The organism is Virgibacillus sp. 6R (assembly GCF_001895305.1).
Classification (GTDB): domain Bacteria; phylum Bacillota; class Bacilli; order Bacillales; family Amphibacillaceae; genus Virgibacillus; species Virgibacillus pantothenticus.
Window position 1 is genome coordinate 4,351,185 of the sequence record NZ_CP017762.1, and the last position, 11,918, is coordinate 4,363,102.

An 11,918-nucleotide genomic window follows, 5' to 3' on the forward strand; every position below is an offset into this window, starting at 1 on the left:
TCTTTATATCGTAAGTGCTAGTAGTAAAACCTGCTTATCCAATTTACGAGTTGAAATCCAGAATAAACGTGAGATCCAACTGCAAATGATATGGTGAGATTCTGTTCAGTGTCTTTTAAGTCATACCTTCAATTCATGGGGGATCAATGAAAACCCCATGAATTGAAGATTCACTTTATATGTGCCTGAACACTTGCAAGCACTATTCTATAGTCGCTCGTCGAGACGAAAAAGTGGCTCGTCAAGGTTAAGAAGTCGCTCGTTCAGGCGGAAAACTCGCTTACAAGAGTGAAAATTTTGCTCACCAGACTAAAAGAAAAGTCGCTCATTAATTTGCGAGGGTTTTCCATGATTCTTTCATTTGTCAGGCAATGGACAAAAGTGTTTACTCAGAGAGCATACTTACATTATATTAAGATTCATTCTGCTTATAATGATTGGACTGTTCTTCCTCGGTATCTTCCAGTTGCTCTTTTTCATTTTCAGGGATAACCTCTTTATTTGGATCACTTTCCTTTGGTCGGTTTTTATTGATCGGAAACTCAGGCATATAACGTCCAACAACTGCGGCTAATTCGTCTACAATGCCGTAGATAGGCTGCCCTTGTTCGATTTTATCGGCCATCCCGCGAATTCTTTCATTGGCATCTGCATCGGCGATGACGACAGCAGTTTTGCCATAAGGATCATCATACAACGCCTCTAACACACTGTATTTAATAGTTCCAACTCTAGAACGGTCCAAGTCCTTATCAACATCTATCCCAACTACTGCATAAGGACCAGCAACGACAGAAACAGCATCATTTACGTTAGGAACATCACTGGCAATATTTGCCAAATGATTAGCGATTTCTGTATTGGATAATTGTTGTGGTTGATTTGGATCTGAGTTTTTTACTTGTTCGAACTGTCTATCCGTTTCTTCATTTGTAATTGCTTCTTCACGATTGTCTTGATTACAAGCTGTAAAAACAAACAGGCTAAAAAGTGTGATCGTTATGAGAGACAATCTCATCATCATTCCTCCATCCATAAATCCAATTACAATTATTTTGTATAGAATTTAAGAAAATATACAAATTGGATGGGAAGCCACGTTAGTTGGAAATAGTTTCAGTTTTTTACAGCAGAAGAGGGGGAAAAGGGTTATATGTAAACTGCTTATTGTATGGAGCTTTGCTTTGAAGTATACCAGGCAGCAAAAATTTCTCACTGCCTGGTAAAAGGTATTATTTGAATCTATATTCATACGGTCTAAGATTGAAGCAATTGAAAATACGCCACAAAATAAATGACTATATGCTGCTCAGGAAACCGGGTAGAGAGAAGTTTTATCTAGCATATAGCATATAAGGTGTGCTGTAAGACTCCCGCTTCAAGCGTTGACTAATCTTGTATTGCAACAAGTCTAAATGAGAGATAACAAGCACCTAAATGCTCAATTCGTTCATCTAACAAGCCGTGGGGGATAAATGACATCCTCACGGATTGATAGATTCACTTTATTGAATAGAGATACCTGTAATATGTGTTATCGGGTTATTTTTGTTTGTTCCGTCTTTATAGTATAGATGTACGGGACCGTCCGTTCTTAATGGCTTTCCATCTTTTGAAAATAAAAAATAACTATTAAATAATTCAACTAGTGGGATGGTGACGTTTCCAATCTCACGAATCAAAACAGCTTCTGTAGCATCGGCATTAATTTCTGCATGATTTAAGAAATCTTCCAATGGAATAACATAAGAGCTCTTTAAAATTTTATCACGCTCATAGCGTTTTATACTACGGTTTACTGGTGGCTTCACTTGTTCAGATACTTCTTTTTCCCATCTTTCTGAAGCTCGTTTTAAATCATTTTCATCATCCTCTAAAACGTTACTTCCGTCTGTAAATGCATGTTCCCATTCAATTTTACGATCATCAAATATCCAAACGGAAGGATCTAATGTAATGGGATATGTAACTTTACCTTTAATTGGTACGATCATAATAATCACCTCATATTTGATTTCCTATTTAGGATAGCAAACCTTAAAGATAATTTCATGCATTTCGAGCTATGTCCAATTAAAAATCAACCATAAAAACGGAAGTGCTTTACTTCTTTTTTAAAAATATTCTAGACACTTTAAGACATTTTATAATAGTAAAAAAGTGGAAAGTAGCGGAAAATCCTGTTATGGTAAACATAAAGGAGAAAAATTCGTTATCTAAAGAGGTTTTAAAGCTTTGCTTTTTAACGAACTACAAAAGAGAAGCTATAATGAATTTCTTGCAAAAAGTAGGTAGTATCTTGTAAACGGTAACGGAGGGATAAAACACTCGCTTTCATTGGATTTAGATCAATCATGAAAAAATATTTTTTTATTTGCATTTTAGTTGTACTAACGATAATATAATATAGAAAGAAGTCTTTGATAACGGAGGGGATAGATTTGATGCCAGAGGTGACTGTAAATCATCGCGAAAAAGCCCATGCCCTTCTCAAGGCTGATGCTGATAAAATTTTGCGACTAATAGAAGTTCAAATAGATAATTTAACAATGCCACAATGCCCATTATATGAAGAGGTATTGGATACACAAATGTTTGGGCTTTCCAGGGAGATTGATTTTGCTGTTCGTTTAAACTTAATTAGCGAAAGTGAAGGTAAAGCAATTTTAGAAGATCTGGAGAGGAAGTTAAATATTCTGCACGAAGCAGCGCAAAATTCCGTATAATCCTACTTATCTTCGGTTTTTGCGAGAATTTAAACAAGCAAAAACTTTGCCTGCATAATCATTCCGGCAAGGTTTTTTTGTTTCAAATATCTGTAATAGGGGCTTGTAGTTTAAAAAAAACGGCTTGCAAGAGTGGAACTGTTAAAACAAACAACGAATCAGCGTATAGATTTAAATGATCTATTATGGTTCCTTCTAGCCGCCTCTTGGACAAGCTCTTGTATTACGTATTTAGTAGGGAGAAGAAATATGTTACATAAATTAAAAGATTATGATTACACACTAATAATAACGCCAATATTATTGGCTGCTTTTGGTTTAGTAATGATTTATAGCGCAAGCATGGTTTTTGCAGTTGTTCAAGGGCAACCTGCAAATCACTATTTAATCCAGCAAGCTGTTCGATTTGCAATGGGTTTGATTGGATTCATTATTTGTTGTGTTTTTCCATATCGGTACTATCAAAAATTAATCAAACCGATTATACTTGGTGTAATCCTATTATTAATAGGAGTATTACTGTTTGGTTCAACAGTCAATAATGCGCAATCCTGGTTTTTGGGAATCCAGCCAGCAGAATTTGCTAAACTCGGGATCATTATGTATTTAGCATCTGTATACTCTAAAAAACAGGAATATATTCGTGAGTTTAGTCGAGCGGTTTTACCTCCCCTCGTCATAACAGGGGTTATCTTAGCACTTATTGTGCTACAGCCGGACATTGGTACAGCTTCGATAGTCTTCCTCATCGCTTGTTCGGTTATTTTTAGTTCAGGTATTCGTTTCAAGCATTTATCATTACTTATATTCATTGGTGTTGTATTTTTGTTGTTGGCATTACCTTATATGGCTACCGATGAACGACTTACGCGTTTTACAGGAGCTTATCAGCCTTTTGAAACCCCTGATTCTCATGGGTATCAGTTAATCCAATCCTATGTTGCTATCGGTAATGGCGGACTGACTGGTGAGGGATTGGGGCAAAGTGTACAAAAGCTCGGATACTTAACAGAGGCACACACAGATTTCATTATGGCAATTGTTGCAGAAGAATTGGGTTTTATCGGTGTAGTTATTGTTATTGGTTTGTTAGCTATCATTGTTTTAAGAGGGATATTTATCTCTAGAAAAGCAAAGGACAGCTTTGGCGCTTTATTGGCAATTGGTATTTCGTCCATGGTAGGAATACAGGCGTTTATTAATTTAGGTGCTATAAGTGGTTTGCTGCCAATTACAGGTGTGCCATTACCCTTTGTAAGTTATGGCGGTTCATCTCTTTTGGTGTTGTTAATATCAATGGGGATTTTAAATAATATAGCTATGCATATTAAAAAAAGAGAAATGGAACCAGCAGAAGAAAAACAAAACAATCGTCACATATCACAAACATATCGAGGAGGAAGATCATGGCACAACTCAAACAGATCAACAAAATATTAGTTGCCAACCGTGGGGAAATTGCGATTCGAGTGTTTCGGGCTTGTACCGAATTAAATATTCGTACAGTCGCTATTTATTCTAAAGAGGATTTAAGTTCCTATCATCGCTACAAGGCGGATGAAGCGTATTTAATTGGAGAAGGGAAAAAGCCGATTGACGCTTACTTAGATATCGAAGGAATTATCGCGTTAGCGAAACGTGTGGGTGTCGATGCGATCCACCCTGGGTACGGGTTTTTATCTGAAAACATTAACTTTGCAAAGCGATGTGAAGAAGAAGGGATTATCTTTATCGGTCCTACAAGTAAACATTTAGATATGTTTGGTGATAAGGTAAAAGCCCGCTATCAAGCTACACAGGCTGGACTGCCGATTATACCAGGAAGCGATGGTCCTGTTTATTCACTAGAAGAAGTGGAGGTATTTGCAAATAAACATGGGTTCCCGATCATTATTAAAGCTTCTTTAGGCGGTGGTGGACGAGGTATGCGAATTGTGCGCAGTAAGCAAGGGCTTAGAGAGGCGTATGATCGGGCGAAATCAGAGGCTAGAGCCGCTTTTGGTAATGATGAAATCTACTTAGAAAAACTGATTGAAAATCCAAAACATATCGAAGTTCAAATAATTGGTGACCAACACGGGAATATTGTTCATTTGTACGAGAGAGACTGTTCTGTACAGCGTAGGCATCAAAAGCTAGTAGAAGTGGCGCCGAGTACATCGCTTTCTGAAGATTTACGTATGCAAATATGTGAAGCTGCGGTCAAACTCATGAAAAATGTAGACTACTTAAATGCTGGTACAGTTGAATTTTTAGTCACCGAGGATAAATACTATTTTATAGAAGTAAATCCGCGTGTACAGGTTGAACATACGATTACCGAAATGATTACAGGCGTTGACATTGTTCAAACGCAAATAAAAGTTGCCGAGGGAAGGAACTTGCACGATGCATCGATTGGAATTCCAGAGCAAGATAAGATTGTTACCATAGGTTACGCCATCCAATCACGTGTAACAACGGAGGACCCATTGAACAACTTTATGCCAGACACTGGTAGAATTATGGCATATCGCTCAGGAGGGGGATTTGGCGTTCGTTTAGATGCAGGAAACGGATTTCAAGGATCAGTTATTTCGCCGCATTATGATTCTTTATTAGTTAAAGTCTCTACTTGGGCATTGAATTTTGAACAGGCTGCACAAAAAATGGTCAGAAACTTAAAAGAATTTCGTATACGCGGAATTAAAACAAATATCCCGTTTTTACAAAATGTTATTTTGCATAAAAACTTTTTATCTGGAGTTTACGATACTACATTTGTTGACAATACACCTGAACTTTTTGTGTTTCCAAAGCGCAAAGATCGCGGAACGAAGATGCTTACGTATATTGGAAATACGACCGTCAATGGTGTGGATAAAGACGGCAATAAAGAGAAGCCAACTTTTTCTGAACTACAAATTCCAAAGGTGGATTTTTCTAAGCCAATCCCTTCAGGTACGAAACAAATTTTGAATGAGCGCGGTCCAGAAGGTTTAGCAACCTGGTTAAAGGAACAAAAAGAGGTGTTATTGACAGATACCACTTTTCGTGATGCGCATCAATCGTTATTAGCTACAAGAGTACGGACAAAAGATTTGCATCGCATCGCCGAACCAACTGCAAGAATGCTTCCTAACTTGTTCTCGGTTGAAATGTGGGGTGGAGCAACCTTTGACGTTGCTTACCGATTTTTAAAGGAAGACCCATGGGATCGTTTGCTGAAATTACGTGATAGCATGCCTAATGTATTATTGCAAATGTTGCTTCGGGCGAGTAATGCCGTCGGGTATAAAAATTACCCAGACAATGTCATTAAGGAGTTTGTAGAAAAAAGTGCGACAGCAGGTATTGATGTATTTCGAATATTTGATAGCTTGAATTGGGTAGAAGGGATGCAGTTGGCAATTGAAGCTGTACGTAACAATAATAAAATTGCAGAAGCAACGGTGTGTTACACTGGCGATATATTAGACGCAGGCCGGACGAAGTATGATATCAGCTATTATAAAAACCTGGCGAAAGAATTAGAGAATTCTGGAGCCCATATTCTTGGAATTAAAGATATGGCTGGCTTATTAAAGCCTGAAGCAGCATATCAATTAATTTCTACGTTAAAAGAATCGATTGACCTGCCAATTCATTTGCATACACATGATACGAGCGGAAATGGTATTTACTTATATGCAAGAGCGATTGATGCCGGAGTAGACGCTGTAGATGTAGCTGCTGGTCCGATGGCAGGGTTAACTTCACAGCCAAGCGCACAAACTCTTTACCATGCACTGGAAGGGCACGAGCGTCAGCCGAAGATAAATGTGGAAGCTTATGAACAACTTTCCTATTATTGGGAAGGGATCAGAGAATACTACCGTGATTTTGAGAGTGGTATGAAAGCACCACATACAGAGATTTATATGCATGAAATGCCTGGCGGGCAGTATAGTAACCTTAAACAACAGGCGAAAGCTGTAGGTTTGGAAGATCGTTGGAATGAAGTTAAATCGATGTTCCGTCAAGTGAATGATATGTTTGGCGATATTGTTAAAGTTACGCCATCGTCAAAAGTGATTGGTGATATGACATTATTTATGGTACAAAACAATTTAACAGAAGACGATATTTATGAGCGTGGAGAAACAATTGACTTTCCAGATTCTGTGATTGAATTTGCTCAAGGTTATATTGGACAACCGTATCAAGGATTTCCGCCAGAGTTGCAACGAATTATCCTAAAAGGGAAAGACCCAATAAAAGTGCGGCCTGGAGAGTTGTTGGAACCAGTTGACTTTACACAATTAAAAGAAACATTATTTAAAACCTTGGACCGACAGGTAACCAGCTTTGATTTAATCTCTCACGCACTTTATCCAAAGGTATTCATGGATTACCATAAATTCCATGATAAATATGGTGATGTGTCAGTATTGGACACCCCTACGTTCTTCTATGGCATGAAGCTAGGAGAAGTAGTTGAAGTAGAAATTGAACAAGGAAAGACATTAATTGTAAAGCTCGTTTCTATTTCAGAACCAAGAGAAGATGGGACGCGAGTCGTATACTTTGAGCTAAATGGACAGACAAGAGAGATTGTTGTAAAGGATCAAAGCATTCAATCTGAAGTCGAGATGAGACCAAAAGCTGATAAAAATAATGAAAAACATATTGGTGCTACGATGCCAGGGACAGTTATTAAAGTACTTCGTCAGGCAGGGGAACGTGTCAATAAAGGTGACCACTTATTAATCAATGAGGCAATGAAAATGGAGACAACAGTGCAAGCTCCGTTTACGGGAGTCATTAAACGAGTGAATGTAAAGGATGGCGATAGTATCGCGGTTGATGACTTACTTATTGAATTTGAATAAATCGCGTCTCTATAGCGAACAAAGGCGCGGGGCGCCCGTTTAGCAACGTAGCGAATGAAACGAATCAACTAAAGATAAAGGAATCATGCCACTAAAAACAGGGGTATGCCGATGTCTGAGCGGCAAGCCCGTTTTTAGTCGGCCTTCCTCTTTGTGACGAACCGATGATGACTTATCGTAGGGCGATTCGTGAAGTCGCATCGTTGCTGGGCTCATGAGCCAGACGTGGCTATTCAGTTATTTCGTTATCTCCAAGCACCTAAGTTTATACTTTCTTATTCTTTAAAAAAGAGCAGGTTTCCTGCTCTTTTTTGCATTTTTCTTTTTGATGTAATCCAAGCTTTTAAGAAGTTTGGATATTTGACTTGTTATCTTCCAACTGCTTTGCGTATTTTCCACTTCGGGTCGCCTGGAGAATAAAGTAGGTTAACATTCCAAAAAATAGCGAAATGACAAGCGCATGCATTAATGCTGTAGCTAGATGCAAATGAGTAAATATGACCAAAGCACCAAAAAATACTTGTAAAGTAATTAAAATCATGACTGTCCACCAGCCCCAGTACATTAATTTATTATTCTTATAGTGACGAAGCATTCGAAGAGAAAGTGTAATCGTCCAGATAAATAAAATACCGGCGGCTAGCCTATGCCCCATTTGAATCCATTGTGGCCCAACATAATTAGAAAATGCTAACGGAGCTTCGTTATTGCAAAATGGCCAGCTTCTGCAAACTAAATTTGCTTCTGTATGCCGAACCAAAGCCCCTGTATAAACAACGAGCATGGTGTAAATCGTAAGCCCATAAATCTCAAGCCGATGAGATTTTTTAATGAATAATGATTTTGCATCGAATTTTTTATCTACCTCAAAAATAAGTAGCATTAACAGAAATACTGCCGCAAACGATATCAAGGAAATTCCAAAATGAGCAGCAAGGGCAAAATCAGATTGCCCCCATACAACAGCGGCAGCGCCAATAAGCGCTTGTAATACTAAGAATAGTACCGAAAGAACCGATAGAAATTTAACCTCCCGAATATGGCCAATCTTTATCCACGCTAATACTGCTAAGCCTACAACTGCGAAACCAACTACTCCAGTAACTAAACGGTGACTTAATTCAATAATTAGTTCTGGTGATATCTCTGAAGGAATCCATTCACCTTCACATAAGGGCCAACTATTGCCACAGCCATCTTCTGATCCGGTTTTTGTTACAAGGGCTCCACCGAGTAACACAAATGTCATACCAAGTGTTGCTACGATAGATAACCATTTTAAGCTTTTTATCATATAAATGCCTCACTTTATGCGTTTTATTCTCTCTAAAGTTGTCTTAACTAGATTGCATCAACTAAGAACATGGTAGACTCACTTTTCGATTATCCGATCATGAAGGAACCACATCACTATGAATATTAGGAATAAATAATTCATAAAAAATGGCCTGTAATCTTTGCTTTCTTCATATTTTCACCATATCGGTGCTGAAAATTTCTATTACATATCTACTCGTATTATTCCATTTCCAGGTAAGGGGAAGCTTAATAGAGCTTATTACAGACAAAAATAATCTTTTTTTAGATTACGAAACATGGTGGCAATTAAACTTTTACTTTACCAAATTATAAAAAGCGATCCCGTCTTGAGGCTAGACAATGACGTTTTAAGGGATAGATAGAAACAAAGTGCCCTTTTTAAGTTATTAGCTTACTATGTATATATCCTTCTAATTTTTTAAATCGCTGATAGATTTATCATAATATTAATGTTGCCTAAAAAGCAAAGAATTGATTATAAATAGTTCAATATGCCACAGAATTGTTACAGTTTCGATTGAATTATATTATCGTACATACAATAGATTACATGTATGCCAACCGAATCAATCGTAACATGAATATGAGCGATTTTCACTATAATAATAAAAAACGCTTGCATTGTTCTCATTTGTTTGCTAGAAATAGTGTAGGGGATTTTGTTGCAGCTGTTAGATAGTGGTAAAAGAAAATGCGTACATAGGTATTTTATTTGTTAATTTAAAATAATTCGCAACTGTAACAAATGATTCACAAAAATGTCACAAAAAATTACTTGAATTGAAGTAGAATAGGCATGAGGGGGTTTTTGCAAATAGCTGTTAGATTGTAGAAATATGCCATGATACAATTGTGTTTTTGAGTAACACTGCCGTAACTCTCTTTTGTGAGCAAGTATCATTATTTCTGCATAGGCATAAAGGGGGGGAAGGGATGGAAAAAGTAGAAACAGCTACTTCGCAAGTTGTTACTAATACTTCATTGGCTGAGGAAAAGAAATCGAATTCTTTACTAGCCGATATTAAATCATTGATTAAAATAGGGATTATCAACTCCAATTTAATTACTGTATTCGCTGGTTTTTGGCTGGCAACTTACTTTAGTGGGTACTCATTTTCTGATTATATTGGCACGTTTATTATTACTATGTTAGGAAGCGCTTCGGTAATTGCGGGAGGATGCATGTTAAATAATTGGTATGACGTTGATATTGATCCGATTATGAAACGAACGAAAACGCGACCAACGGTAACTGGCACAATTTCACTTCAAACTGTACTTGTGCTTGGTATAATAACATCTTTTATCGGCTTTATTCTCCTGCTATTTACAACAATACAAGCAATGCTGTTTGCATTTATCGGCTGGTTTGTTTATGTGGTTTTGTATACGATGTGGTCAAAAAGAAGATATACCTTAAATACTACGATTGGTAGCTTTTCTGGAGCTGCTCCTCCGCTGATCGGTTGGGCTGCGATAGATCCAAATTTCCACATTGTTCCACTTGTATTATTTTTAATCATGTTTATATGGCAAACGCCGCATTTCTTAGCATTGGCAATGCGAAAGAACGAAGAATATAAAGCCGCAAAAATACCCATGCTTCCTGCAGTACATGGTTTTGAATTTACAAAACGGCAAATTGTCATTTATATCGCATGTTTATTACCACTGCCATTTTATTTAGCATCCTTAGGAACAACATTTGTTATGTTGGCAACTTTACTTAACGTTGGGTGGTTAGTGCTTGGGATCAGTGGTTTTTATATGAAAAACGATATTAAATGGGCAACTATTATTTTCGTTTATTCCTTGAACTATTTGACCATCTTCTTTTTAATGATGGTTGTTGTAACGTGGAACTCACCATTCTAGTGATCTTGTCCTTAATGAATTTATATATAAGGAGCATCAAGAAAAGAAAGAGAGGTATGGATACATGAAAGGTTGGATGGGAAAATTTAAATTTGTATTCCTTTTAAGCTTTCTTACCATTTTCCTTGCGGGATGTGGGAAGGAAAACTTAACAGCTCTTGTACCAAAGGGGTATGGTGCAGAGTCTTCCATGAATTTAATTATTCTTTCAACAGTAATTATGACATTTGTATTTATTGTTGTTCTTTCTGTTTATTCGATAGCGATTATACGCTTTCGTAAAAAGAAGGGACAGGAGGGGTACATTCCAAAACAGGTGGAAGGTAGTAAAAAACTGGAAACCATTTGGACAGTAATACCGATTATTTTAGTTTTGATCCTTGCAGTACCAACTGTTGCTGCAACCTTTGATTTAGCCGATGAGTCCGGCAAAAGTGATCATATCAATATTGATGTGACTGGAAATCAATATTGGTGGCATTTTAGCTATGCAAATGAAGAAATTCAAACAAGTCAGGATTTATACATCCCAACTGGCAAAAAGGTATATTTGAATATGAAATCCTCAGATGTTATTCACTCTTTATGGGTACCGAGTATCTCGGGTAAAATGGATGTGAATCCTGAAAACGAAAACACGATGTACATCGAAGCAAATGAAGAAGGGGTTTATTGGGGCAAATGTGCGGAATTATGTGGTCCATCACACTCACTTATGGACTTTAAAGTCATAGCGGTTAGTCCGGAAGAGTATGAGCAATGGGTATCTGATATGCAAGCTGTTGACCCTGAGGAAGAGCCGCAAGATGCTGTAGCTCAAGATGGAAGAGAAGCAATGGATGCGAACAATTGTTTGAGCTGCCATGCGATAGGTTCATCACCAAATGCTGTTGGTCCTAATTTAACTAACTTTGGGGATCGTACAAAAATTGCTGGCTACCTTGAAACAAATAAAGAAAATCTGGTCCAATGGTTATTAGACCCAGAGTCTATAAAACCGGGCAACTTGATGACAGGTAAATACCCTAAACTATCTGAAGAAGAAGCGGACAGCATTGCAGAATATTTGCTGCAATTAAAGCCATCTGAAATAACTCCAGAGAGTGCGGGTAACTAATTAATAAAGGGTGGAAGATTTTAAAGGGAG

General features: G+C 37.5%; 8 protein-coding genes. 5 read left to right on the forward strand and 3 right to left on the reverse strand.

Going from position 1 to position 11,918, the window contains the following annotated elements:
• Positions 1 to 412: 412 nt before the first annotated feature.
• Complete coding sequence (locus BKP57_RS19665) at positions 413 to 1,024, reverse strand: YhcN/YlaJ family sporulation lipoprotein (RefSeq protein WP_050352615.1); 612 nt, start codon at positions 1,022 to 1,024, stop codon at positions 413 to 415.
• 481 nt (positions 1,025 to 1,505) lie between these two features.
• Positions 1,506 to 1,994 (reverse strand): hypothetical protein, encoded by a 489-nt coding sequence (locus tag BKP57_RS19670; RefSeq protein ID WP_072742217.1) that lies wholly within the window; start codon positions 1,992 to 1,994, stop codon positions 1,506 to 1,508.
• 450 nt (positions 1,995 to 2,444) lie between these two features.
• Here BKP57_RS19670 and BKP57_RS19675 point away from each other — a divergent pair, with 450 nt between their 5' ends.
• From BKP57_RS19675 to pyc, 3 genes are all read left to right on the forward strand, one after another.
• Positions 2,445 to 2,726 carry an Fpa/YlaN family protein gene (locus BKP57_RS19675; RefSeq protein ID WP_050352617.1) on the forward strand — a complete coding sequence of 94 codons (282 nt, stop codon included), beginning with the start codon at positions 2,445 to 2,447 and terminating at the stop codon, positions 2,724 to 2,726.
• A gap of 249 nt (positions 2,727 to 2,975) precedes the next feature.
• Positions 2,976 to 4,166 (forward strand): FtsW/RodA/SpoVE family cell cycle protein, encoded by a 1,191-nt coding sequence (locus BKP57_RS19680; RefSeq protein ID WP_072742218.1) that lies wholly within the window; start codon positions 2,976 to 2,978, stop codon positions 4,164 to 4,166.
• Complete coding sequence (gene pyc, locus BKP57_RS19685) at positions 4,133 to 7,576, forward strand: pyruvate carboxylase (RefSeq protein ID WP_072742219.1); 3,444 nt, start codon at positions 4,133 to 4,135, stop codon at positions 7,574 to 7,576. Before BKP57_RS19680 ends, pyc begins: the two co-directional genes overlap by 34 nt.
• A 343-nt stretch (positions 7,577 to 7,919) precedes the next feature.
• Here pyc and BKP57_RS19690 read toward each other — a convergent pair whose 3' ends face one another.
• Positions 7,920 to 8,870, reverse strand: coding sequence for a COX15/CtaA family protein (locus tag BKP57_RS19690; protein WP_072742220.1), 951 nt, complete (start codon positions 8,868 to 8,870; stop codon positions 7,920 to 7,922).
• Between the two features lie 959 nt (positions 8,871 to 9,829).
• Here BKP57_RS19690 and cyoE point away from each other — a divergent pair.
• Positions 9,830 to 10,771, forward strand: a complete 942-nt coding sequence (cyoE, locus tag BKP57_RS19695) for a heme o synthase (RefSeq protein WP_072742221.1) — start codon at positions 9,830 to 9,832, stop codon at positions 10,769 to 10,771.
• A gap of 64 nt (positions 10,772 to 10,835) precedes the next feature.
• Positions 10,836 to 11,888 (forward strand): cytochrome c oxidase subunit II, encoded by a 1,053-nt coding sequence (coxB, locus tag BKP57_RS19700; protein ID WP_050352622.1) that lies wholly within the window; start codon positions 10,836 to 10,838, stop codon positions 11,886 to 11,888.
• Positions 11,889 to 11,918 lie beyond the last annotated feature (30 nt).